This is a genomic window from Dermabacter vaginalis (assembly GCF_001678905.1).
Classification (GTDB): domain Bacteria; phylum Actinomycetota; class Actinomycetes; order Actinomycetales; family Dermabacteraceae; genus Dermabacter; species Dermabacter vaginalis.
This window is the reverse complement of the sequence record NZ_CP012117.1, coordinates 1-25,966: the sequence shown is the minus strand read 5'-3', so window position 1 is coordinate 25,966 and position 25,966 is coordinate 1. Positions and strand designations below refer to the sequence as shown.

Annotated in this window: 13 protein-coding genes and 2 tRNA genes; 1 reads left to right on the top strand and 14 read right to left on the bottom strand. The window is 61.6% G+C overall.

The window, feature by feature from the left end; translation table 11 throughout:
* Positions 1-95 precede the first annotated feature (95 nt).
* From DAD186_RS00065 to DAD186_RS00030, 10 genes are all read right to left on the bottom strand, one after another.
* Positions 96-168 (bottom strand) — tRNA-Ala (locus tag DAD186_RS00065).
* A 7-nt stretch (positions 169-175) separates the two neighbouring features.
* On the bottom strand, positions 176-304 hold the full coding sequence (locus DAD186_RS11005) for a DLW-39 family protein (protein WP_208854258.1): 129 nt from the start codon (positions 302-304) through the stop codon (positions 176-178).
* Between the two features lie 19 nt (positions 305-323).
* Positions 324-397, bottom strand: a tRNA-Ile gene (locus DAD186_RS00060).
* 122 nt (positions 398-519) lie between these two features.
* On the bottom strand, positions 520-3,882 hold the full coding sequence (locus DAD186_RS00055; RefSeq protein WP_065246987.1) for a DEAD/DEAH box helicase family protein: 3,363 nt from the start codon (positions 3,880-3,882) through the stop codon (positions 520-522).
* Positions 3,882-4,970 (bottom strand): restriction endonuclease subunit S, encoded by a 1,089-nt coding sequence (locus tag DAD186_RS11340; protein ID WP_257737095.1) that lies wholly within the window; start codon positions 4,968-4,970, stop codon positions 3,882-3,884. Before DAD186_RS11340 ends, DAD186_RS00055 begins: the two co-directional genes overlap by 1 nt.
* A gap of 2 nt (positions 4,971-4,972) precedes the next feature.
* Entirely contained in the window at positions 4,973-6,445 is a 1,473-nt protein-coding gene (locus tag DAD186_RS00050) for a class I SAM-dependent DNA methyltransferase (protein ID WP_065246986.1), read from the bottom strand.
* 87 nt (positions 6,446-6,532) lie between these two features.
* Complete coding sequence (locus DAD186_RS10510; protein WP_236886258.1) at positions 6,533-7,321, bottom strand: DUF3566 domain-containing protein; 789 nt, start codon at positions 7,319-7,321, stop codon at positions 6,533-6,535.
* A gap of 22 nt (positions 7,322-7,343) precedes the next feature.
* Positions 7,344-9,971, bottom strand: a complete 2,628-nt coding sequence (gyrA, locus tag DAD186_RS00040; RefSeq protein WP_157457046.1) for a DNA gyrase subunit A — start codon at positions 9,969-9,971, stop codon at positions 7,344-7,346.
* A 70-nt stretch (positions 9,972-10,041) separates the two neighbouring features.
* A complete protein-coding gene (gene gyrB, locus DAD186_RS00035; protein WP_082991209.1) occupies positions 10,042-12,117 on the bottom strand; it encodes a DNA topoisomerase (ATP-hydrolyzing) subunit B in 2,076 nt (691 codons plus the stop codon).
* A 667-nt stretch (positions 12,118-12,784) separates the two neighbouring features.
* Entirely contained in the window at positions 12,785-18,055 is a 5,271-nt protein-coding gene (locus DAD186_RS00030) for a S8 family serine peptidase (protein ID WP_157457045.1), read from the bottom strand.
* A gap of 318 nt (positions 18,056-18,373) precedes the next feature.
* On the opposite strand from DAD186_RS00030, the gene DAD186_RS00025 reads away from it, so the two are divergent.
* A complete protein-coding gene (locus DAD186_RS00025) occupies positions 18,374-20,473 on the top strand; it encodes a bifunctional metallophosphatase/5'-nucleotidase (protein ID WP_065246984.1) in 2,100 nt (699 codons plus the stop codon).
* Positions 20,474-20,720: 247 nt separating this feature from the next.
* Here DAD186_RS00025 and DAD186_RS00020 read toward each other — a convergent pair whose 3' ends face one another.
* From DAD186_RS00020 to dnaA, 4 genes are all read right to left on the bottom strand, one after another.
* Positions 20,721-21,461, bottom strand: a complete 741-nt coding sequence (locus DAD186_RS00020) for a DciA family protein (RefSeq protein WP_082991208.1) — start codon at positions 21,459-21,461, stop codon at positions 20,721-20,723.
* Positions 21,458-22,780: a DNA replication/repair protein RecF gene (gene recF / locus DAD186_RS00015; RefSeq protein ID WP_065246983.1), complete on the bottom strand. Its 1,323-nt coding sequence runs from the start codon at positions 22,778-22,780 to the stop codon at positions 21,458-21,460. The genes DAD186_RS00020 and recF overlap by 4 nt, the downstream gene beginning before the upstream one ends.
* Before the next feature lie 14 nt (positions 22,781-22,794).
* A complete protein-coding gene (dnaN, locus tag DAD186_RS00010; protein WP_065246982.1) occupies positions 22,795-23,913 on the bottom strand; it encodes a DNA polymerase III subunit beta in 1,119 nt (372 codons plus the stop codon).
* Between the two features lie 454 nt (positions 23,914-24,367).
* A complete protein-coding gene (dnaA, locus tag DAD186_RS00005) occupies positions 24,368-25,966 on the bottom strand; it encodes a chromosomal replication initiator protein DnaA (protein ID WP_065246981.1) in 1,599 nt (532 codons plus the stop codon).

Here is a 25,966-nt window from a genome sequence, read left to right as displayed (position 1 = left end):
CGTCTACATCAACATCGATACTGCGGCCCACGTGACCGCAGAAACAAAACTGCCCCGCCACCAGGCGGGGCAAGTTCCGATTATCTCGTCCTATGTGGAGCTAACGGGACTCGAACCCGTAACCCCCTGCTTGCAAAGCAGGTGCGCTACCAATTGCGCCATAGCCCCCGGTATATCAGCGAGTCTGCTCTTCGGCTTCTTGCCAAAGATCATCCCTCAACTGTTTTTCTTCAACTTTCCGCCAGGCGATGAGGCCGACGGCGGCGGAGGCGATGAGCATGAGAAGTGCGCGTAGATACTTCACGGTGCCTCCGTTCGTTGAGTGGGCCTAGCTGGACTTGAACCAGCGACCTCTGTCTTATCAGGACAGCGCTCTAACCGACTGAGCTATAGGCCCTCCTGGAGCAACTTGCGCAACTCCAACGAGGAAACACTCTAACCCAGTTCAGGCCCCTCACACAAACGCTTAGTGGCACGTGTAGGGCACGCCACACGACGCGATCTCCGGGGCGCCTACGGTCAGGCGCGTTTCTGTTCAGGATCAGCGTTCGCGCGGATCACTCGGAGGCTCGTCACGATGCTCTCGACGTCCGTTTCAGGGAAGAGAGTATCGACGGGTTGGAAGTCGTCCGTGTACGGGGATTCGAAGATTCGGCTCGGCTCCATGATGCCGTTCACGGTGAGTTCGGAAACGATCATGTCGACGAAGCGAATCTGCTCGACGGTGTGCGTGGACTCGTCGAGGAACTGTGCGAAGGCTTCAACCGCTGCGGCACGATCGAGTCCCGATAGGGAGCGGAGGAACAGGCCGAGGCTTCCGCTTTCGTGAACGGCCCTGTCGATGTGGGTTCGTTCTGCCCCGAGTTGTTGGAGCATTTTCTCGAACTCACCAAGGTCGGTCTCGGTGAGTTGCTTGTTGCGGCGGAGCTTTTGGATCGCGAGGTGGTCGCTGTGTTCGCGCAGGTAGGCCCTGGTTTTGTCGCGGAATCTATCCCAGTTCATGCCGGGCGTTGTGCCGGGAAGATCGATGTCGACGGCATCGGTGAGGGTGTCTTCAAAGTCGGTGTACACCGGGTTGCGGCCGCCGTCGGACACCACAAACCCCGCGAGGTCGCGCAGGCGCACGCGGGCGAGTTCGAGCATTGGCAGGGTGACGTCCACCCACCAGTCGTCTCCGGCGACGTCCTCGAGCAGATCGGCGCGGGCGACGACGAGGGGGATGCTGGTGCGGCCTAGCAGGTCCGTCGCGATGGCCTGCACGGTTTCGCGAATGCGGTCAACACCAGCGGTGTCACCGTCCAGAAGGGCCACTTGGGCACGCAGGATCAGCAGGTCAAAGCGTTTGGCGGGCTCGGGTCCGACGTTTGCTTTGCTCGGCAAGCCGCCAAGTGTGAGCACGTCGTGGGCGTCTTCGGCACTGAGATCGTCCCACGCATTGCCGTCGCTAAATTTTTCCACGAGCCGACGATGTGGGCGCACGAGCACGTTGTCGAGAGTCATCCCGGTGACGAACTCGTGGAGGAGCTGGGCGGTGTCGCGGCGAAGATCGGGGTCGCCGTTCGACATGTCAATGCCGCGCACGAGCGCCACGCGGTGCTCGAAAATGCGCTGGGTGAGCGACTTTTGAAGAGAACCTTCGACGGTAGGGAGGTTCTGGCTGAAGAATTCGAGGTTGCCGCAGAAGTCGAAGACGTAGAAGTCTTTCTTGTCTTCACCTTCGCCGTAGAGGCCGGGGCACAGGCGGGTGCCGCGGCCGATCATCTGCCAGAATTTTGTTTTCGAGCGCACGGGTTTGAAAAACACGAGGTTCGCCACTTCGGGAACGTCGATGCCGGTGTCGAGCATGTCCACGCTGATCGCGATATGCGGAGCGGAATCCGCGTTCTCGAAACTTTCGATAAGCGAGCTCGCGTAGGAAACGCCGTGCGTGATGACGCGCGCAAACTCCCCCGCGAGATGCGGCCAGCCAGCATCGAATCGCTGGGCAATGAAATCGGCGTGGCGCTGGTTCTTCGCGAAGATGATGGTTTTAGCGAGGCGGTCTCCTCCGGCAACCTTGTGGCCGGATTCCATGAGGAGCGCGAGAACCTTATCCACCGTGTCCTCGTTGAAGAGGAAGCGGTTGATTTCATCGGCCTCGATGCTGTCAGGCGGCCCGTCTTCGCCCCAGTCCATCATGTCCCAGTCGTCTTTTTCGCTTTCACTGAGATCGCTATAGCGGATGCCGCGGCGCAAGAACGTCGTCCCCACGGACACACCCTTCGGCGGCACGAGGTACCCGTCTGTGATGCCCTGGTCGAGGGAGTAGGCGTCGGTGGGAACACCGTCTTCGAGCTGGAACAGCCGGTAGGTGTTGTGGTCGACCTCGTCTTTCGGGGTCGCGGTAAGGCCAAGCAGAAGCGAATCGAAGTATTCGAAGATGTAGCCGTATTTCGCATACACGCTGCGGTGGGCCTCGTCGATGATCACGAGGTCGAAGTGCCCGGGGCCAAAGAGTCGCTGCTCGCCGTCGACTTTTTGAATCAGCCCGAGCATCGTCTGGTACGTGCAGAAAGACACTCGGCCCGACTTATCGGGGTCCTTCAGGAGGTTGACGGGCCCCGATTCGGGATAGTGCGCAAGAAACGCCTTATGCGCCTGGTCCACGAGAGCCGTGCGGTCGGCGAGGAACAGCACGTTTTTCACCCACCCAGCGTTCATGAGCTGTTTGACGAGGGCCACGGACGTACGGGTCTTGCCCGTGCCGGTCGCCATGACGAGCAGGGCGTGGCGCTGCTTGCTGTCGAACGCGTTACCTATGGCGCTGATGGCACGCACTTGGTAGTAACGGCCCGCGATCTCGGGATCCACGGGTTCAGTGGCGAGCGGGCGGCGGGTCAAGCGGCGCTGGATGAGAAGCTCAAGCTGTTCAGCGGTCGCGAACCCTTGCACGGCACGCGGCGGGTAGCCCGAGGCATCGTCCCAGATCTCGTGCGTGTAGCCGTTGGTGTAGTAGATGATGGGCCTTCGCCCGAATTCTCGTTCGAGGGCGTCGGCATATAGGCGGGCTTGTTCTTGGCCTTCGAGGGGTGAGCGGCGCGTGCGTTTTGCTTCGACGACGGCAAGCGGGAGACCGTCGGACCCCCACAGCACGTAGTCCACGTACCCCTTGCCGGTTGCGCTCGGCATTCCCGTGACGGGGTATTCGCGGTCGCGCTGCTTGTCGAGCGGCCATCCGGCTTCGTTGAGCAGCAGGTCGATGAACTGGTCGCGGGTTTCGTCTTCCCGGTAGTCCTGGGTGTCGCTGCGGGTTTTTTCTGCTTGCGCGGCCCGGACTTCGGCGCGCATCTTCTCGATTTCCGCGTCGAGTTCTGCGATGAGGCTGTCGCGCTCTTCGAGTGCGCGTGCGTGCGCTTCGTCTTGTTCCCTGAACTTTTCGGCGAGTTTCACGACGTCCGCGCGGGACAGCGGCGCAGCCTGCGCAGCGAGCTTCGGGTCGAACTGCTGTCCCATCGGCACGGCATCGGGCGAGGCCGAGTAGCGAAACGCGGCCCACACCATGACGAGGTAGAGCTCCCTCATGACCTGCAGGGCGGCACCCGCGGGAATTGGCTGCGGGGAGTGCACGGCCTTGTTGCCCACGTTTTTGATGAGCATCAGTTTCGTGGTGATGCCATCTCCCGTGATCCGCTTGAAGCGAGGATCCGCGATATGCGCCGCAAGGTCGCGCTTGTATGGCTCCGGCAGATCGAGCAAGCGGTACAGGTGCATCACGAGCACTTCGATCGACCTGCGGGCGAGAATGCACGCCGTCGACGGATCGTTCGTCACATACGACTCCGCCTTCGCGCAGCTCTCATGAATCTGCGGCCACTCAGCCCGCAAGAAGTCGAAGTTGCCCATCAGAGTTCTCCTTTGAACGCGCGGGATTGGAGGGAGGCGAAGAGAGCATCGTCTTGCTCAAGGATCTCCTTGACGTTAGCGCTTATGTTGTCTATCGCCTTAACACGACGAGCGAATTCTTTTTGGTATTCGATTGGGGGCAAAGGAACCATAAGCTCAGATCCATATTGCTTGGCGTTAATGTTCGGCTGCGCCACAACATTCTGCCGGGCAGCAACCCAGGATTTATACCTTGAGGTGCGGGTGAACGAAAAGAGAAACGCTGGGTCGACTAATTTAGTATTCGGGACGAAGCGAATCAAATAGCCGGCGAAGACGCATGGGCCGTCCGAGCTTCGATAAAGAAATGTTTTGCCAACTGTTGCGCCTGATCTTGCAAAGAGAATATCGCCGTCGTTCAGCAGGTAACGATTCCATTCCGAAGACGCACCCGCTGGCCCACGAGCTTCGCCTGAGAGATTTCCGTCTTCTTGAATGTCAGTAATTCTGACATATCGAGGAAGATCATCACTGATTTCAGTACTGGCAACGGTAGAACCGTACTCTCCACGCCTGAGACATACATCGTTCAAAGGCGCGGTGGCATACCCCTTTCCGTAGAACATAGAGTCAAACAGTGAGACCTTGAGCTCACCGAGTCGAGCGAGCGTCTGTCGGCGCTTGGTACGGATGGCGTCGGCTTTGTCCAGGATCGCCGCAATCCGTCTTTGTTCAGTCAACGTAGGCAGGGGGACATCGATTTTGACAATATTTTGACGCGTTAGCTGCGGTTGCGACGAACCACTTGTTACATCCCGGAATCCACGCCAGGAGAGGAATCTAAGAAGAAAATTTCGATCTACTAGATCAGTTCGCAAAGAATCCAGTGCCATTGCGTTACTCGTGATGTAGCTGCGTGGCTCAGATAGGTGAACGCTCCCAATAGACCCCCGACAACCTATAGCAATGACGGGATGCTCGTGTGTGTACTCGGAATACCACCCAATACGCCCATTTGCTCCGTAGACGGGATATCCCGTCGCTGTCATCGCTGACTTAGGCAGAGAGCGCCATTGCTTAGGACTACTTATTTCGCCCAGCTTCACCATCCTCATCGCAGCATCTCCTCCAGCTCCGCGAGCTCGCGGTCGATCTCGGCGTTGAGCTGTTTGATGTCGGCGATGATGTCGGCAGGGTCGCGGTGCTCGACTTCCTCGTACTCGATCTCTTTGTAGCGGTTGAGGGAGAGGTCGTAGCCCTGCTCGACGATCTCGGCTTTGGGAACGCAGAACGACTGCTCGGTGCGGGCGCGGTCCTTCTCGCTGCCGTGGCGCTCGGCCCAGCGCTTGCGAACGTCGGGAAGATCGCTGTCGTCGATCGGGTTGCGCTTATCGTCAAGCGAGAAACCGTCGGCCCTCACGTCATAGAACCACACGTCCTCGGTACCACCCGAATCGGTCTTCGTGAACAAAAGAATCGCGGTGGAAACACCCGCATAGGGGCGGAAAACGCCCGAGGGAAGCTTGATGACGGCATCGAGCTTCTGCTCCTCCACGATCGTCTTGCGCAGAGTCTTATGTGCCCTGCTCGACCCGAAAAGAACGCCGTCGGGCACAATCACAGCCGCCCGGCCACCGGGCTCAAGAAGGCGGAGGAAAAGAGCAAGGAACAGCAGCTCCGTCTTTTTCGTCTTCACCATGCGCAGCAGGTCACTCGAGGTCGTGTCGTAATCAAGAGACCCCGCAAAAGGAGGATTCGCAAGAATAAGGGTGTACCGGCTCTCCTCGCCCGCAGCACCCTCCGAAAGCGAATCACGGTACGCAATCTCCGGGTTCTCAACCCCGTGCATGAGCATGTTCATGCTGCCAATACGCAGCATCGTCGAATCGAAATCGAAGCCACTAAACATCGAGGTGTGAAACGCCTTGCGGTGCGTCGCATCGCGGAAAAGTTCCTCGTGATGCTCCCGCAGATACTCCGAGGCCGCCACGAGGAAACCCGCCGTTCCACACGCCGGGTCAACAATCCGATCCCCCGGCTTCGGCGCCATCAGATCGACCATCAACTCGATGATGTGCCGAGGGGTGCGGAACTGGCCATTTGTTCCCGACGTCGCAAGCTTGCTGAGCATGTACTCATACAGGTCACCGTTCGTATCCCGGTTCTCCATAGGCACCTGATCGAGCATGTCCACGACCTTCGTGAGCAGCTGCGCATTCGGAATCGTGAACCGGGCACCCTTCATGTGCTGGGTGAACGTGGAATCCCCACCGGAGAACTGATGCCCGAGGTTCTGCAGGTACGGGAAAACCTCCCCGCTCATGCGCGCAAACATCTGATCGGGAGAAAGCTCTCTCAGGTTCTTCCACCGCAAATGCTCCTGACCCGGCAAATAGACAGGATTCTCGATGGGACTACCCGTGAAGCGTGCCTTCCGCTCAGCATTGTCCTGAAGATCATCGAGGCGCCGCAAAAACAGCAGGTATGTGATCTGCTCGATCACCTCAAGAGGATTACTGATACCTCCCGACCAAAATGCGTCCCACACCCGGTCAATTCTGCTGCGTAGCTCGCCTTGAATCATGCTCCTATCGTACGTGAGGACGCTCCGCGCGAAGCATTGCAAAAGGGCCAGGCTCCGAAAAGCCTGGCCCTTTCCTCACGACAAGAATTAGTTATCCGTCAGCGTGACCTTCAAGCCGCCGAGCAGCGAGGCCACGATGTTGTACAGGAACGCGAACAGCGTGCCGAGCGCGGTAATGATCACGACGTTGAGCACGGCCACGATCACCGAGTACGAAAGCATCTTCGAGAACTCGAAGTACTCCATGAACGGCAGCGGCTTGCCGCTGTTGAGGTCAGAACCGATCTGGTAGATCTGATCCCACAAGCCGATCGCATCGACGATCTGCCACAGGATCGCCACGGCGATAATGAGCGCGATACCAAAGGCGATCGCCACGAGGAACGACAGCTTCATGACGCTCCACGGGTCGAGCTGCGAAAGCGTAAGTTTGACGCGGCGGCCACCCTGGCGGGGTGCCTCCTGCGCGGGTGCCGTTTCGTGTGCACCGGGCACGGGCCGTGCGGCCGGCTGGTGGGTTGTGCGGCTGCGCGGCACCGGCTGCGCACCGGTCTGCGCGCGGTTTGCCTGGGCATCGTGCGCGCCACGGCTCTGGCCACCGGCTTTTGCGCCGTGGCTCTGCCCGGCTTGGGGGGCAGCAGCGCGGTCCGACGCTTGCTCGCTTGCCGCGTTTCCTTCTTTCGCACCCTGTGCCTGAGCATTCTTCTTGGTGCGGGAGGTCGACTTCGGCTCGTCGGTTTCGCCGCTCTTAATCGCGTCGATCCGGCTCGTGACGCCCTCCGAGAGCGCGGCGGTGGCGTTGCGGGACTCGGCGCTCTGCTCGGGCCCGCCCTGCTTCGCAATCGGCTGGGTCTTGTCGTCGCTAGTGGAACTCACGGTGTTCTCCTCGCTCATTCGATCAGTCCGAGACTACGGCATCGCCGGCATCATCACTGCCAGCTTCTTCCGCCTCGTCATCCGGTTCGCTTTCCTTGAACACATTGACGAGGATGATCGAGTCTTTCTGGTCGGGCTTTGCGAACACAACGCCCATGGTGTCACGGCCCTTGGAAGGCACGCCCGCGACGGAGGACCGCACGACCTTGCCTTTTTCCATGAGCACGAAAACTTCGTCAGTTTCTTCAACGATCGCGGCACCCACGAGGTGACCGCGGTCGTTCGGCAGCTTCGCGACTTTAATCCCCAGGCCACCTCGGCCCTGCACGCGGTACTCATCAATCGAGGATCGCTTCGCGAAGCCGGAATCTGTCACGGTAAACACGAACGTGTCGGGGTGGGCAACATCCATCGCGAGAAGCTCATCGTCACCGCGGAACTTCATGCCGGTCACGCCGCCCGTGACGCGGCCCATGGGACGCAACACGTCGTCGGAAGCGGGGAAACGCACGCTTTGGCCGTTCTTCGAAACGAGCAACAGGTGATCGTCACCGTTGACAGCGCGGGCCGCCACAAGCTCATCGGTGACGAGGGAACCGTCGGACCCCTCAAACTCACGCAGGTTGATCGCGATCAAGCCAGCGCTGCGGTTCGAGTCAAACGCGCTCATCGCGGTCTTCTTGACGATGCCGTGCTTCGTGGCGAGCACGAGGTACTCAGCTTCGTCGTAGTCGCTGATCACGAGCACGGAACGGATCGACTCGTTCGGCTGGAATTCGAGAAGGTTCGCGATGTGCTGGCCCTTCGAGTCGCGCGGCGCCTCGGGCAGCTCGTAGCCCTTGATGCGGTACACGCGGCCGAAGTTCGTGAAGAACAAAAGCCACTTGTGGGTCGTGGTCGTGAAGAAGTGGTCGACCACGTCGTTCTCGCGCAGGCTCGCGCCGCGCACACCCTTACCGCCGCGCTTTTGCGCGCGGTATTCGTCGGTCTTGGTGCGCTTAACCCAGCCGCCGCGCGTAATCGTGACGACCATGTCCTCTTCGGGGATCAGATCCTCAACGGAAACATCGCCGTCGAACGGCACGATCTGGGTGCGGCGCTCATCGCCGTACTTCTCGACGATCGCCTCGAGCTCCTCGCTCACGATTTCGCGCTGGCGCTGCTCGCTGCCAAGGATCTCTTCGTACTCGAGGATCAACGCGGCAAGGCGATCGTGCTCTTCGGTGATCTTCTGGCGCTCAAGCGCGGCGAGGCGGCGAAGCTGGAGCGCGAGGATCGCGTTCGCCTGGATCTCGTCGATGTCGAGAAGGGCGATAAGAGCCGTGCGGGCCTCGTCCACGTCGGGCGAGCGGCGAATGGTCGCGATGACCTCATCAAGCGCGTCGAGTGCTTTGAGGTAGCCGCGGTAGATGTGGATCTGCTCTTCCGCCTTGCGCAGGCGGAAGCGGGTGCGGCGCACAATGACGTCGATCTGGTGCTTCGTCCACTCGCGCACGAACGAATCGATCGAGAGCGTGCGCGGCACGTCGTTGACGATCGCGAGCATGTTCGCGGAGAAGTTCTCCTGAAGCTGAGTTTGCTTGTACAGGTTGTTGAGCACAACCTTCGCCACGGCATCACGCTTGAGGGTGAGCACGAGGCGCTGACCGGTTTTACCGGAAGTTTCGTCGGTGATGTCGGCGATGCCCTGGATGCGGCCGGCCTTGACGAGCTCGGCGATCTTACGCGCGAGATTGTCGGGATTGACCTGGTAGGGAAGCTCGGTCACCACGAGTGCGAGGCGGCCGTTGATCTCTTCAGTTTTGACGACGGCACGCTGCGTGATCGAACCGCGACCCGTGCGGTACGCCTCCTCGATCCCCTTACGACCCGTGATGGTCGCGCCGTTCGGGAAATCCGGGCCCTGAATGCGCTCGATGCACGCCTCGAGAAGCTCTTCCTTCGTGGCTTCAGGATTCGTGAGCAGCCACTGCACCGCGGAGGCGACCTCGCGAAGGTTGTGCGGGGGGATGTTCGTGGCCATACCCACGGCGATACCCGCCGAGCCATTCACGAGGAGGTTCGGGAAACGCGAGGGCAACACCACGGGTTCATCAACCGTGTTGTCGTAGTTGCCCACCATGTCCACGGTGTCTTCGTTGATATCGCGCACGAGCTCGAGGGCGAGCGGCGACATCTTGCACTCGGTGTACCTCGAGGCTGCGGCGCCGTCGTCACCCGCCGAACCGAAGTTGCCCTGCCCAAGCACAAGCGGATAGCGCAAGTTCCACGGCTGCACGAGGCGCACGAGCGCGTCATAGATCGCGGAATCGCCGTGCGGGTGGTAGGTACCCATGACCTCGCCAACGACCTTCGCGCACTTGCTGAAGGAACGCTCGGGGCGGTAGCCACCGTCGTACATGCCGTACACGATGCGGCGGTGCACCGGCTTGAGGCCGTCGCGCACATCGGGGAGTGCACGCCCCACGATCACGCTCATCGCGTAATCGAGGTAGCTCTTTTGCATCTCCTTGTTCAGATCAACCTGGAAGATCTGATCGCCCTCGTCCTCGTCGATCGCGTCAACGGTTGTGGTGAGGCCCTGCGGAATCGCGTGTTCGAGATCCTCGGCGCTTCGCGGGCCCTGATCTTCGATGTTCTCGTCGCTCATGTCTTCTCCCCTAGTCTTCCTCGCGTGAATGCTCTCTCAATAACCGCGGCTTACCCCTCGGGGCGCCGGTTTAGATATCGAGGAAGCGCACGTCCTTCGCGTTTTCCTGAATGAACCGGCGGCGCGCATCAACGTCGTCGCCCATGAGCACGCTGAACACCGCGTCGGCGTCGGCAGCCTCAGCCATCGTCACCTGCTTGAGGGTGCGCAGGTCACGGTCCATCGTGGTCGTTTGCAGCTCTCGCCAGTCCATCTCGCCGAGGCCCTTGTAGCGCTGAATGCCGTTGTCCTTCGGAATGCGCTTGCCGGCGGCACGGCCTTCTTCGAGCTTGCGGTCACGTTCCTCGTCGCTAAACACGTACTCGTGCGGCGAGTTCGTCCACTTGAGGCGATACAGCGGCGGCATCGCGATGAACACGTGCCCGAGCTCGATGAGCGGGCGCATGTAGCGGAACAGCAGCGTGAGCAGAAGCGTGCAAATGTGCTGGCCATCAACGTCAGCATCGGCCATGAGAATGATCTTGTGGTAGCGCAGCTTCGTGGGATCGAAATCCTCGCCAATGCCCGTGCCGAATGCCGTGATGAGCGAGCGCACCTCGGCATTGTCAAGAGCGCGATCAAGGCGGGCCTTTTCCACGTTGAGAATCTTGCCGCGGATCGGGAGGATCGCCTGGGTCTTCGGGTCGCGACCAGAAACCGCCGAGCCGCCTGCCGAGTCACCCTCGACGATGAAGATTTCGCTGATCGCAGGGTTGCGGCTCGAGCAGTCGCGAAGCTTGCCGGGCATGCCGCCCGTTTCAAGCGGCGACTTGCGGCGGGTCGCATCGCGCGCCTTGCGGGCTGCCTCGCGGGCTGCGGCCGCCGATTGCGCCTTCGTGACGATCGTCTTCATTTCGTTCGGGTGGGCCGAGGCCCAGTCCCCGAGCTTGTCGGTCATCACCTTCGACACGAACGTGCGCGCGATCGTGTTACCGAGCTTGGTCTTCGTTTGGCCCTCGAACTGCGGCTCGCCGAGCTTCACGGACACGACCGCCGTGAGCCCCTCGCGGATGTCTTCACCCGTGAGGTTCGCGTCCTTTTCCTTCATGAGGTTATTCGAGCGCGCGTAACGGTTGATCACGCCCGTGAGGGCACTACGGAAGCCCTCTTCGTGCGTACCGCCCTCGTGGGTGTTGATGGTGTTCGCGTACGTGTGCACCGATTCCGAATACGCGGAGGTCCACTGCATCGCGATCTCCACCGAGATCATGTGGTCCGTGTCTTCGCTTTCGAAACTAATGATCTCCGGGTGAATCACCTCGGCACGCTTTTGCTTGTTGATGTACTTGACGAAGTCCTCAAGGCCCTGCTCGTACAGGAACGTCACGGACTTGGTCTTGGGCTTCTCGGCCGTGTCGACGCCGGCTTCGGTGGGGCGCGCCGCATCGTTGATGCCGTCGTTTTCGTCGACGTCCTGGTCGAGATTGTCGAGATCGGGAAGATCGTCGTCAACGGGATCCTCCACCGGGCGGTGGTCGGTGAGCGTGATCTTGAGGCCCTTGTTGAGGAAGGCCATCTGCTGGAAACGCTTGCGGAGCGTCTCGAACTCGTACTCGGTGGTCTCGAAAATGTCGCCGTCGGCCCAGAACGTCACGCTCGTGCCGGTCTCGGTCGTTTCCTCACCCTTTTCAAGCGGGGCGTTCGGTACGCCGTGCGTGTACTGCTGACGCCACACGTAACCGTCACGCTTAATCTCAACCTCGAGACGCTTCGACAGCGCGTTCACCACGGAGGAGCCCACGCCGTGAAGGCCGCCCGAAACCGCGTAGCCGCCGCCACCGAACTTACCGCCCGCGTGGAGCACCGTCAGCACTAGCTCAACGGCGGGCTTCTTCTCGGTGGGGTGCATCGCCACCGGGATGCCGCGGCCGTCGTCGATCACGCGCACGCCGCCATCCTCGAGCACGTCCACGGTGATCTCACTCGCGTAGCCCGCGAGCGCTTCGTCAACCGAGTTGTCGACGATTTCGTACACGAGGTGGTGCAGGCCGCGCTCGCCGGTCGAACCGATGTACATGCCTGGGCGTTTGCGAACCGCCTCGAGGCCTTCGAGGACCGTGATGTCCGAGGCGTCGTAATGCGGTGCGTTTTCCTGGGCTTCGCTCACGAAGGAATCTCCTTGATGGTCAATGCCGGGTCGGTTGAACCCGGGTGTGAGGATCGAGGGCCCGTGAGCCATCGCAACCCCTGGGTACGGGGCGGGGCCCATATCGGGGGCCCGTGGCCTCTCAGGGCCATTTGCGGGCCGCTGAGCGGGACTCGACCACTCTCAACCCTCAAATTTTACCGCACGGGAACCCCAGAAATGGGTTCATGTGTGCATATCGCGGTCTCGTGTGTCGGTCAGCACAGCCCCCTCCCCCGGATTCCATAGGGGTTGTGGAGGTTTGGGCGATCGCAGCCCCCGGATTCCATAGGGCTAACGGGGGTTTAAAGCGCTCCCACCTTCCAATTGCATAGGGCGAGCGGGGGTTTGAACCACCCGGGGCGGCCGGGCCGGGCCAGAACGGAATTACCCCCACAACCCCTATGCAATCCAAAGGGGCGGGGCGGACCAGACCGGACCAAACCAGAATTACCCCCACAACCCCTATGCAATTCAAGGAAGCCGGGGCGGAATAACCCCCACAACCCCTATGCAATTCGAGGAAAAAAGGTGGGGCGCGAAGTCCGACGCTTGCCGGCCTTCAGCACCCCACCAATTCTTGGCCCGTTCCCGGGCCTACCTCAGGGCATCACTGCTTCGAGAGCACATGCCTTCGAATGCCCATCCGTTACTTCTTGCCTCGCCTCCTCGCTAGCACAACGATCGCCACGCCGCCGAGCACAATGAGCGCTGCAACGCCCGCGGTCGCCGCAATCTCCGCACCCGTACGTGGCATATGCGAGCCACGAGGCGAGGAGGCATCCCGCGAAGGAATCCTCGACGGACGTTCGGCCGAGGAACCGTCGGACTTCCCCGGTGCCTGAGAACCCTCGCCGCCACCATTCACGGGTGGCTTACAGGGGTTCCTCCCGCCATCCGTATCCGGGTTCGCGGGGCGCTCTGGAGCGTCATCGCCCGGGTTCGCCGGGTTCTCCGGCGTGCTCGGCTCGGGGGCCTTCTGCTTCTCGGTAATGGTCACCGTCACGACGCGCACAACCGCGCGGCCGTCGGCATCCGTGGCGACGAGCGTGACCTTCTGCTCGCCTGGCACGAGGACCGTGCCGGGCGCGAGCGCGAGAGTCGTGTCGCCGTCCTTGAACGCCGAGCCGTCGTCGGTCACCGTGTAGTGGTCGAGAACCTGCTTCGCGGCGGCTGCCTGGTCAGCGAGCGCACCGTGTTCGACCTCGAAGGCCACCGTGTCGGGTCCTTCGATCACGGCGTCGTCGTCGACGATAAACGTCGTGGTGTGCGTCGTGACGTTGCCGGCAAGATCGGTCGCCTTCACGCTGGCCGTGTAGAAACCAGCCGGGAGATCTGCCGTCGTGATCTTCGTGCCGAGCCGGGTTTGCGCGGTGCTCGTCTCGGTGCCATCCACGACGGTCGTTGGCCGAGGCGCACTCCTGTCGCCTGCATCGGAAGCCGCCTCTTCAGCATTCTCGCTGTTCGGGGTGACCTCCTCCGCATTGTCGCCGTCGGTCGTCTCGGGCGGCGCGAGCACGCCGTCGATCGTTGCGGCTTTGCTCGTCAGCTCGGTGTCCGCGTTGTAGATCTCCTTACCGTTGAGGCTCACCGCAACATTGGCGAGGTTGGAATCCTCGCCCCACGCCTCGAGCTCACGCTGGTCGCGGATCACCTCCATGTCCTTGACGGTATCGACGCCAACGGTGGGGGCCTCTTTATCGACAACAACGGGAATGACCGCGCCGAGCTCATTGCCCATCGAGTCGTTCGAGTACACGAGGAGCTTGTCGCCGTCGCGAACCGTCACGAGGCGCTCGAACTCCTGGCGATTAACCGCCTCACCGGTGTGGTTGTACCGCACGAAGTCGGTCAGGTACTCGTTGTTGATCGCGAGGTAGTGACCCCAGCCGTCATCGCCGATCGATCCCTTGAAGGTGACGTCATCGGTGTTCGTGTAGAGCGTGCCACCCACGAGACCCGGCTCCGTGAAGTGGAGGCTCGGCGGCTTGATATCCACCCACAGGCGGAACGAACCACTGAACTGCTCCTCACCCTTGTCGTCCTTCACGATCTGGTGGAAATCGATGATGCCCACGTCGATCGGGAGGTCAACGCTAAACGTGTCGCCCTCGATCGTGGCGGCGATCGGCTCGTTCCTCGTGATCGTGCCGTCCTTCGCACGCGAGGTGGGAATGAACTCGATCGAGCTCACGGGATCCTGGATCTTGCCGGTGAGGTGGAGGGTCTTTCCATCCTCACTCACACCCTCGCTCTTCGAGCTGATGTCACACCAGTTCTCTTCCGCATCGCACGTCTCGATGTCGTAGGTCGGGCGAGCAAAGCCGTTGTCCTCGGGCTGCTCTTCGGGCGCAGGCGCCTCGCGGCCCTCGATCTCGACATCGAGGGTGCCCTCCGTGGCGCCATCGCTCGCCACCACGGTCACGACGGGAACACTCGGATCGACCGTCCCGGTGTACGTGAAGGTGCCATCCGGCTTGACCTCGACGGGTTCGTTGAAGATCCACGCCTTCAGGTCGGCGTTCTCGCGCTCATCGGCAATCGTGCCGGAAAGCGTAAAGCTACCGTCCTCGGCCACAACGAGCTTGCCGTTGTCGTTGAGCGCGCTCTTGTCGATCGTGATGGTGGGCGCCTTCGCATCCTGCTCCACCGTGATGGTGCGCTTCGCGATTTCCTTGCCGGAAGCGTCGTAGGCGATGACCTCGAGCGTGTACGGCTTCGGGCCCTTATAGGCCTTATCGACGTACTCGAACGTGCCATCAGTAATCTTCGCTTCCTCACCGTTCACGGTGACGCGGGAAACCTCTCCCTGCACAACACCCGATACTTCGAGGGCACCGTCGGAATCCTTACCCACGTACGCGCTCTCCCCCTCGGGGATGCTGTATCCGTTGACGTTCACGAACAGAGGTTCGGTGCTGAAGGTGACGATCGTGGAGCCCTCGTTGAAGCCGTTGTCGAGCGCGCCCACCGTCACATACGGGGTGGCGGGGTCGAACGTTGCCACGAAGCTGCCATCGGTCTGCTTCTCGACCTCTACCTGGTCGCCGTTCGCATCAAGCACGATGGGATCGTCGAGGAGGCCGGAACCGCCGTCGTTATCCACGGCCGTGAAGTGCACGCGGCCCGGTTCCTTGTCGAGAATCTCGACCGTAGGCGCCGCGGTGTCCACCGTGAACGGCAGGTCCGTGATCTGCGGCTCGTACCCTTCGGCAATGCGTGCCTTGAGGCGGAACGTGTAGGAGCCATCGGCAAGTGGTGTTTGCTCACCCGTCGACTTATCCCACAGCGTGCCGTCGAAGGAGCGACCCATGAACGTAAGGTCGCCGTCGAACGCGGTCGGCACCTTCGAGCCGATCATGCGTCGAAGCATCTCATCCTTGCCGAGGCTCGCGATGACCTTGCCATTCGCGTCGAGAATCTCGTATTCGACCTCATCCGCGTTACGCATGAGCAGCATGCCCGGCGTCACCGTGTCGAGAACGCCGTCGCCGTTCGGCGAAAGCGCAAGCGGCTCTTCATCCGGGTTGTTGAACTGGGCGGTGTCCTCACCGAGGGCGCCCACGAGGTTCGTGTTGTCGGCGGGGCCATCGTCGATCCACGGCTTGCCCGGCTCCTGGATGATGTTCTCCTCGTTCCAGTCGCCCACAAAACCGAGGTAGGGAACGGCAATGTCAAGCGCACCGTTCTCGCCCTTGAACTGGGCCCAGCCCTCGATGAAGTGATTGCCCGCACCGGTGTGCGGGGTGAGGGTGAACTGCACCGTGGCGGTTCCGCCCGCGGGCACGGTTACCTTCGAGGCCGACGCCGCCAGCGTCTCATTCGAGACCGTGGCAAGAGTGGGCTTTCCCGCCTCATTGGTTTCCCCGAGCACCTTTTGCGCGGGGATGCTGAACGTGCGGTCCTGATCGCCGCGGTTTGTGAGCGTGACGGTGAAGGTCGTCGGCCCATTAATCTGCTTGAGTGCGACGGCTGCCTCGCCATCCACGGTGGCCGTGACGTCAGTGGCGAGCGCGCGATCGACCTCCGCGAGACCCGCCCCGATCTGGCGCGGAAGGTACGGGGTGCCGTCCTCGTTTTCGAGGATCTTCGCGGTGTTCATGAGTGAGGTTTCGATGAGCTCGACGCGTTCCTTACCCGTGATGCCCGGGAAGCGCTCCGCGAACTTCTGCGTGAGAAGCGCGCTGAGGCCCGCGACATTCGGGGTCGCCATCGACGTGCCGCTCATGTTCTCGTACTCGTTTTCGCCGACGGTCGAGTACACGTTGCCGCCGATGCCCGCGAGCTGCGGCTTAAACGACAGGTCGTTCGGGGTGCCCCACGACGTAAACGAGCTGGGCTCGAGACCATCGGGGGCGGGATCCTGCTTGATCTCGTCCGTGAACGTCACGGTCGCGTTCGGGTCTGCTTTAAGGGCGTCGATGAGCTGGTGGCCCTGCTCGTTCGTGAGGGCAGCACCGAAGGTCTCGAACTTGTCGATGCCCGCCATGCCGCGGTAACCCTCTTCGCCGTCGCTGTTGAACACCATGACGCCCTCGGCGCCGTGATCAAGGGCGTACTGGAACTTTTCCGCGAACGAAATCTCGCCGCGCGAAATAAGCGCGTACTTGCCCTTGAGATCGATACCGTCCTTGTAGTCCTCCGGGCGGCCGAGACCCACGTACTCGTACGGGTGAGGCTTGGCGTCGGGCTCGCCCACGCCCTCGAGATAGCCAATGTCGGTGCGCTCACCGTTCGCCTCAAAGTACGCGAGCGGAACACTCAGGGTCGAGTTGTTCACCGAGGCAATCGAGAATGCCGAATCGTTCGTCGAGGGACTGCCCGTCGTGCCGTCATCGAGGCGGCCGAGCGCGTCGTTCGACCCACCCTCGAGCGAGAAGTTCTGGCCTTCGTTACCCGCGGCCACGAGCGTAATCACGCCCTCTTCGCGGGCCTTCTTCATGGCCTCATAGGCGCCGTCGGAAAGATCCGGAACACCATTCGGGCTGCCGAGCGACATGTTGATGACATCGGCCTTGAGCTTCACCGAGTCTTCGATCGCGGCGATGATGTCGCCATCATTCGCGCTAGCTGACTTCTTCGGGTCGTTCGAGAAGACCTTCATCGCCAGCAACTGCGCGTTCGGAGCAGCGCCATCGATGCGGCCCGTCGAGGCAAAGTCGGGGGTGTCCCCCTCGGAGCCATTCGCCGCGGTAATACCCGCAACGTGCTGGCCGTGCTGCGAATCGGTGAGGTCCATGACCTCGAAGTTGTCATCCGCGTAGTTGTAGCCCGTCGGCACCTTCTCGTTGAACTTGCCGGCCGCTTCGGGATTGATGCTCTTGATTTTTGCGTTCTTAAAAACGCCGTCGTCAAGGCGCATATCCGGGTGGCCCGCATACACACCCGAGTCGATGATCGAGATCACCGTGCCCTCGCCGTCAACGCCGAAGTCTTTGTATGCCGCGGGAACACCCTGAAGCTCACGTGCCGAGTATTCGCTTTGGTAGTACACGCGCTCGCGGCGCACCGACGCAACCTGCTTCTCGGTCGCGAGGTTTTGGATCTTGCCCACGGGCATTTCGGCACTGAAGCCATTGACGAGATACCCGAACTGTCGATCCACCTTCAGCTCGTATTTCGCCTTCCACGACTCAAGCAACTTTGCCTGGTGCGAAAGACGGCTCTTCTCGCCGGATTCGCTCGGGGCTTGCGGCTGCTCCTTCAGCATGACGACAACGCGCACGCGTTCATTGGACACGGGGCGAGTGCCCCGCTTCTCACGCTGCTTCTGAATCGCCGCGCGCTGAATCGGCGAGATCGCCGGCGCTGATTCGTGATCATCGGTAGGTGCTGCGAGCGCTGCCGGGACGGCAAAACCCGCGGCGACGGCGCTCACCGACAACGCGGCAAGCACCTTGCGCATAAAGCCTGGGGACACGCTGTTCTCCTTTGAATAAAACTGCGAGGAAACAAACCGAGAACACCGGGATCTTCAACACGCCAGACTCGAAGCCGGGGAAGAGACGAGAGGAGAGTATGTGACTCAGTTATCACTGAAGCCTAGACACAATGCGGGACTTAAGTGGCCAGTTGCTCAAAAAATGACACGGAAAAAATGAAAGGCCTGGTCAGCCGTCGGAACCTTCCGGCCCTGTCAAAGTGACCCTGTGCCGTGCCCCGCCGTTCACCCACCCGTAACTTTCTGCGCTTAAATTCCGAAAATCCCGTTATCCTTCCACATTCACCAGGAGATCCCATGCGCAAAGCAACGGCAGCTGCGCTCACCGGCCTACTCTTTTTGACCGCGGGCGCCCCCGCGTTCGCGGCCGACGGCGACCGAACCGACATCGACGACATCACGATTCTTGCGACGACCGACACTCACGGCACGGCGCTCAACTACAACTACTTCACGGGCGAGCCCTTCGGCACCTCTGAGAACCCGAAGAATCTTCGCGGCATGGACCACCTCGCCACTGCGATCAACCAGGTACGCGACGAAAAGGGTGAGAGCGCCGTTGCGCTCCTCGACAACGGCGACGCCAACCAGGGCTCCTCCCTCGAGACGGTCTACAAGCGCGATCACGCCGGTGGCGACGTTGACCCGATCGCGACGATCTACAACTACCTCAAGTACGACGCGGGCGTGGTGGGCAACCACGAGTTCAACTACGGCCTCGACGAACTCCAGGACTACAAGAGCGCTCTCGAATTCCCTCTACTCGGCGCTAACGTCACCGATAAGAAGACCGGCGAGCCCTACCTCGAGCCCTACACCTTCGTGAACAAGAAGACCGCCGACGGCCACGACGTGAAGATCGCCGTGATCGGCGTCGTCACGCCCGGTATCCCCGGCTGGGATGGCAAAAAGGTTGAGTCCCTCAACTTCGGTGACCAGGTCGAGGCTGTCCAGAAATACGTTCCCGAGGTGAAGAAGCAGGGCGCGGATGTCGTTGTCGTTCTCGCCCACACTGGCCTCGACCCGGAGGGCTACAAATGGGATCCGAAGGACCTCCAGGAAAACGCCGCGCGCTCGATCGCCGAGAACACGACCGGCGTTGATGTGGTGATCGGCGGCCACTCGCACCAGACCGACCAGGTGCAGAACTACTACACCAACAAGGACGGTCACGAGGTTCTCTTCACGCAGCCCGGCTACCACGGGCGTTTCCTTTCGAACATCACGATCCCGCTGAGCCTCGATAAGGGCGGCGAGATCGTCGTTGACTGGAACGAGAAGGAGAAGCCGAGCGCCGTTGCCCTCAATGCCGCGGATTACTCCGCCGACCCCGAAATTGAAAAGCTCATTTCCGATTGGCACGAGAAGACCAAGGAATGGGTCGAGAAGGTCGTTGCACAGGCAACCGAAGACATGCCCGCCGCCGATTCGGCATGGGAAGACACCGCGATCCTCGACTTCATCAACTACGTGCAAACCGAAGAGATCAAGCGCGCGATGAAGGGCACCAAGAACGAAGGCCTGCCGATCGTTGCGGAAGCCTCGCCGTTCTCACGCGAGGCCGTGTTCAAGAAGGGCGATGTCACGATCGCCGATATGGCCTCGCTCTACATCTACGACAACACCCTCTTGGGTGTGAAGATGAATGGCGCGGAGCTCAAGGAATACCTCGAGCACTCGGCTCGCTACTACAAGCAGCAGGAGGAGGGCGCGAAGATCGACGATTGGTCGACCGTCACGAACGCCCAGTACGACGGCATGACCCGCGGCATTCCCGACTACTCCTACGACGTTCTCTCGGGCGTGAGCTACCACATCAACATCTCCAAGCCCGTTGGGGAACGCATCGAGAACCTCACGTGGCCCGACGGTACCCCCGTGAAGGACAACGACGAGTTCATCCTCGCGCTCAACAACTATCGCCAGTCGGGCGGCTCGGGCTATCCGGCCGTCAAGGATGCCGAAATCGTCTACGACGAGCAGATGGCCATCCGTGACCTCATGATCGACTGGGCAACCAAGAACAGCACGATCGATCCGGCGAACTTCTTTGCGAAGAACTGGGACGTGAGCACGTCGGCCGCGCCCGCGGTTGATCTTCCCGCCGACGATGAGGTGGGGCAGCCTTCCGAGGACTCGGGCACTCCCGTCGACGAGCCGAACGACGAGGCGCCCGCTGACGGGGAAGCTGATGATTCCGCTGATGCTTCCGATGGCGGCAAGACGATTCCGATCAACGATTCGAGCGACGATGCCGATCACTCGAAGCCCGCTGCTCCCGCTGAGGCGCGCGGCCCGCTTCCGCGCACCGGTGCCGAGAGCCTCACCGTTGCGGGTCTCGCCTTCTCGCTGCTCGCAGCTGGTGGCGCGATGATCGCTCGCAAGCGTCGGGCCTGATCCCATAGGTGCCCTGTAAAAAGGAGGGCCGGAGCCAAGTGGCTTCGGCCCTCTTTTGCATCTCACCCGCACCAGCCTTCGCCCCTCCTTACCTCCCCACCCCGCCTCATCTCCCCTACATCCGCCATCACCCCTCCTCACCCCCACCCATCACCACCCCCGAATCACGAAAGTGGTGAAAAAGAGCCAAAAAGCGCCATCTGCCTACGTGAGGGGGCGATTTTTCACCACTTTCATCGCGGCTGCACTACCCGTAGGTGTCGCGCGGCCCTCGCCAATGTACGGTGCGCCGGCCCTTCTTCCAGGATTGCGTGCTCGGCCCCACAACCTTGATCTCGCTCACCACCTGCGCTCCCACGCGCTCGTGGATTCGGGTCACGATTTGCGGCCCCAGCATGCGCAGCTGCGCCGCCCACGCCGATGAATCGGTGCTCACCACGAGCATGCCTTCCTCGAAGCTTTCGATGTGGGAGTGCTGTGCGATGGCCGGCCCCACAATGTCGTCCCATTCGGCGAGCACGCGCCCCGCGCTCAGACCGCGATCCCACCCGAGGTTCACGAGCATCTTCTCGAGCACGGTGTTCAGGCGCTGTGGATCGCGCGGATCGGGCCGCGCCCCCGAATAGCCGGCACCCTGGGCTCGCTCACCACGCGGATCACCTTTGGGTTTCGTGAGACGGCTCGCGCGCGGCCGATAGCCGTGTTTCTTCGCGGCGGCACGAGCCTGGTTGAGGGCGCGCCGGCCGAGCTCATCGGGGCGCGAGAAGTCACGAGGTTTCGCGTCGGTATCGGGCGCGAGTTCATCGGTCATTCGCGGTCCGACGTTTGCTTCGCTGCCCTCGCCCCCACCTTCGCCACGGGGCTGCCCCGCAACCTGTTCGGGAACACCGTGCCCTTGCTCGGCACCACCACCCTGCTGCCACGTTCCGAGGGCATAGGGATTCAGTGATGGCCTTTGCCGATCGTGACCGCCGCTGGTTTCACTCACCACGTGGCCCCCATGTCGCTCGCCCCGCGCGGCCCGCCTTCGCGCACGGTTGCGGAGCCCTTCACGACGTCCACCACATGCACGTCGTCGCCAATGGAACGGGGGATGTCGGCATCGTTTGCCGTCGTGATGAGCACTTGGGCCGCGCCTTTGATGATGCGCCCCAGGCGCTCGCGACGGTGAGCATCGAGCTCGCTGAACACGTCGTCAAGGATAAGGATCGGTTCGCCGTCGCCAAGGTCGCCCTCCTCGATCGTGAGGAGGTCGTAGGAGCCGAGGCGCAGCGCGAGGGCGAGGGACCACGATTCGCCATGGCTTGCATATCCCTTCGCGGGAAAGTCACTCAGGCGAATTTCGAGGTCATCGCGGTGGGGCCCCACGAGGCTCACGCCGCGGTCAATTTCATCGTCGCGGCGCTCAGCGATGTGGGCGAGGAGGGCGTCGTGGAGCTGCTGGAGGCTCGGCAGGGGCGGTTCGTCACGAGTCGTTTCGGCATCGGACGCGGCGGCGAGCCCTCCCTCGAGAACGCTCGAGGCGTAGCGGATATTCGCGGGACTCGACACTGCACCGCGCCCTTCGGGGCCCAGGCCAAGATTGGGGTCGGCGCCTTCGTCGCTCGAAACGCGCAAGTAGGAGTAGCCCACGTGGGGGCGAAGGCGGTTGACGAGGTGGAGCCGTGCACGCATAAGTTCAGCACCGCGGCGGGCGAGCTGTTCATCCCACACGTCGAGCGTCGTTTCCGCCGCCTCGCGCGGGTCCATGCCACCAATCTCGTCTGCAGCGTGTTTTCCGCCGCGGCCCTTATTCATCGCGCGCATCTGTTTGAGAAGGTGATTGCGCTGGCGAAGAACCTTGTCGTAGTCGGATTTGATGCTCGCAAAACGGGGGGCGATTTCGAAAAGGATTTCGTCGAGGAAGCGGCGCCGGCCTTCGGGTTCGCCCTTCACAAGGGCGAGATCCTCGGGCGAGAACATCACGGCGCGCACCTGACCGAGGATTTCGCGGGGGCGCGCAAGCGGCTGTGAGTGAAGGCGCACCTCGTTCGTTCGACCGGGGGCGATCTGCATGTCGATCCGTACATCGCGTCCAGCACGCTCGCACATCGCGCGGATGATCGCAGTTGTCTCGCCTCGGCGCACGAGGGCAGCATCGTGTGCCACGCGGTGCGAGGAAAGGGTTGCGAGGTACCAGAGGGCTTCAACGATGTTCGTTTTGCCCTGGCCGTTTGCCCCCACGAACACGGTGATCCCGGGTGTGAAGCGCAAGAAGGCATGCGCGTAGGAGCGGTAGTTGGTGAGTTCGAGCGCCTTGAGGTGCATCGAGGATCAGGCGCTCAGATGCGCATGGGCATGAGGAGGTAGCGGTAGTGCTCCTCCGGCGACGCTTCGAGCGACTCTTGGCCACGCAGCACCGTCGGCTTGACCGAATCGGGAAGCGAGAAGTGCGTGAAATCGGTGCCGAGCGCGCCGAGACCATCGAGCAGGAAGCCCGAGTTGTAGCCCACCACGAGGTCGCCGCCTTCAACGTTGGCCTCGAGAACTTCGCTCGCCTGCGCCTCGTCACCGTCGCCTGCTTCGAGAGCAACCTGGCCCTCGCTAAAGGTGAGGCGCACGGGGGTGTTGCGCTCAGCCACGAGGCTCACGCGCTTGACGGCCTCGATGAGCGGGGCGGTCGCGACACTCACGGTGTATGGAGTGACATCGGGGAACAGGCGCAGCACGGGCGGGTAGTCGCCATCAACGAGGGTCGAGGTGGTGCGGCGGCCCGAAGATTCAAAACCGATGAGGTTCGCGGAGTCGCCTTCGCTGAGGGCGACCTCGACGTTACCCCCGCTGAGGGAGCGGGCAACGTCGGTAAGGGTGCGCGAACGCACGAGTGCGCTCAGTTCGCTCGAAGGATTCGCGGGGTTCCACGTGAACTCGCGAACCGCGAGGCGGTAGCGGTCGGTCGCGGCCATCATGACCTTCTCGCCCTCGATTGTGACCTTCACACCCGTGAGGAGCGGAACCACGTCGTCTTTACTTGCGGCGATCGAGACCTGCGCGATCGCGCGCGCAAAGGTTCCCGAATCGATCGTGCCCACCACGGGCGGCATCTCGGGAAGGACCGGGTATTCGGCGACGGGGAGGGTCGCGAGTGAGAACCGCGAGGACCCACACAGGATCTCTACCTTCGGGCCCTCGTGGGTGACGGAGACCGTTTTGTGGGGAAGCGCGCGCACGATGTCGTTGAGCATCTTGCCCTGCACAAGAATCTCACCGGGCTCGTCGATTTCCGCCTCGACGGAAATGTGGGCGCTCACTTCGTAGTCGAAGGTGGAAAACTTGAGTTCGCCATCTTCGGCAACGATCCTCACGCCTTGGAGGATGGGCATTGCGGGGCGCTGCGGGAGAGTGCGGGTTGCCCACGACACGGCATCGCTCAGCACGTCCCGATCAAGATGAAATTTCACGCCTCGGCTCCTTTACGAAAAAGCTTCCCGCGCCCTCGCGCGTACTTTCCAACTTTAGCCAAATTCTTGACTTCGCGCCTGGGTCAAAATTACACGTTTGTCATTCTCGTCCCCAAGGCTTCCACATCCGTCGAGGCTCGAGCATTCGCAGCGACGCGAGTTTTCCCCATCACCCGTGTCCCAAGTTTAAACAACCCTCTTAATTACGGCTGTTGATGCTGTGGATAACCGGTATCTCTGCAGGTCAGGCTGAAAACTACAAGTTTCGGATTCGGTGCGAGTAACGACGAGGTGCTGTGGAAGTGTTGGGCATAACTGGCATTTTTTCGCGTGCACTCTCGCTCCCTACTCACAAGAGTCATGCCGTGCGTGCACATTCTCCACAAAGTTATCCACAATTCTGGATACCTTGCTCGTGAGCAGGAGCGTTGCACTTGCCGCAACTATCGAAGGCTTAGCGCCGACCCTGTTCCTGAGCGTTCGCTTTCACCCGCGCCGTGAGCTCCGTAACCTGGTTAAACAGGGCTCGGCGCTCCTTCATGAGGGTCGAGACCTTCTTGTAAGCGTGAATCACGGTCGTGTGATCGCGCCCGCCGAAAGCATCGCCGATCGCCATGAGCGGCATTTCCGTGAGCTCGCGACACAGGTACATCGCGCACTGCCTCGCCGTGACAAGAGCGCGCGTGCGGGCCGTCCCTTTGATCTCGTCGACTCCGAAGCCGAAGTAGGCCGCCGTTTCCGCAATGATGAGATTCGGGGTGATTTCCGCGCCGCCGTCGTGCGTGAGCAAATCCTTGAGCACACTTTGCGCAAGGGCAACGTCCATGGGCTGCTTCGACAGTGAGTGCAGCGCCTGCACGCGAATGAGGGCGCCTTCGAGTTCGCGGATGTTCGAGGAGATGTTTTCAGCGATGTACTCGAGTACCTCGCGTGGCACCTCCTCGTTGTTCTCGGCCGCCACCTTCTTACGCAAGATCGCGATGCGGGTCTCGAGATCCGGCGGCTGCACGTCGGTCATGAGCCCCATTTCGAAGCGTGAGCGCATGCGATCTTCGAGGCCACCGAGAAGTTTTGGCGGAAGATCCGAGGTAATGACGATCTGCTTATTCGCGTTATGCAGCGTGTTGAACGTGTGGAAGAACGCCTCGAGGGTTTCGGGGGCGCGCTGGAGGAACTGAATGTCGTCGATCAACAGAATGTCGATGTCGCGGTAGCGCCGCTGAAACTCCTGGGCCTTACCGAACTGACCCGACTGCACCGAATTGATGAAGTCGTTCGTGAATTCCTCGGAGTTCACGTAGCGCACCTGGATGTTCGGGTGCAGTTGCTTGGCGTAGTGGCCAGTGGCGTGGAGGAGGTGGGTTTTCCCAAGTCCCGAGCCACCGTAGATGAACAGGGGGTTGTAGGCGAGGGCGGGCTGCTCGGCCACGGCGTAGGCGGCGGCTTGGGCGAAGCGGTTCGAGGCACCCACCACGAATGTCGCGAAGGTGTATTTCGGGTTCAGTCGCGAATCGTTCCCGAGCGAAGAGCCCGTGGGAAGCTCGGAGGGAGCGTGCGGCGCGTCAGTCCGCTCAGTTTTCGTGGCGGGCTCGGCCGGGGCGTAGGGAGAGTAGGGCGTAGGGTCCGACGCTTGCTGGGCTCCCGTCGGCGCCGCATTCACAGAGTTATCCCCATCGTGACGTGGGGGGATGCCGATTGTTCCCGATGAATCCACAGAGTTATCCACAATGTTGTCAACGGCGGGAGCGGGGGCCGGCGCGGGCGAATCGGGAGCATCATCGAGACCAAGCGTGGGATCGATCGTGACCGCGAAGGTGACGGGCTTCCCAATTGCCTGAGAGAGAGCCGAGCGGAGTTGCTCGGGAATCCGCATCTCAAACAGGTCCTTCACGGTCGCGTTTGGCACCGCAATAAGGGCCGTATCCTCGAGAAATCCGCGCAAACTCGAGAGCGTGACGTAGGCGAGGTGGCGATTCGACACCGAGTCATCGGCGCGCAAAATCTGCTGGCACTGGGCCCACAGCGCGTCGCGATCGAGTGCGGTCTCGTCCAT

Bases quoted from the DNA above. Each gene is read 5' to 3' on its own strand.
- dnaA (WP_065246981.1), bottom strand. From the start codon at position 25,966: ATGGACGAGACCGCACTCGATCGCGACGCGCTGTGGGCCCAGTGCCAG.
- gyrA (WP_157457046.1), bottom strand. From the start codon at position 9,971: ATGAGCGACGAGAACATCGAAGATCAGGGCCCGCGAAGCGCCGAGGAT.
- recF (WP_065246983.1), bottom strand. From the start codon at position 22,780: ATGCACCTCAAGGCGCTCGAACTCACCAACTACCGCTCCTACGCGCAT.
- DAD186_RS00055 (WP_065246987.1), bottom strand. From the start codon at position 3,882: ATGGGCAACTTCGACTTCTTGCGGGCTGAGTGGCCGCAGATTCATGAG.
- DAD186_RS00025 (WP_065246984.1), top strand. From the start codon at position 18,374: ATGCGCAAAGCAACGGCAGCTGCGCTCACCGGCCTACTCTTTTTGACC.
- DAD186_RS11340 (WP_257737095.1), bottom strand. From the start codon at position 4,970: ATGGTGAAGCTGGGCGAAATAAGTAGTCCTAAGCAATGGCGCTCTCTG.
- DAD186_RS00050 (WP_065246986.1), bottom strand. From the start codon at position 6,445: ATGATTCAAGGCGAGCTACGCAGCAGAATTGACCGGGTGTGGGACGCA.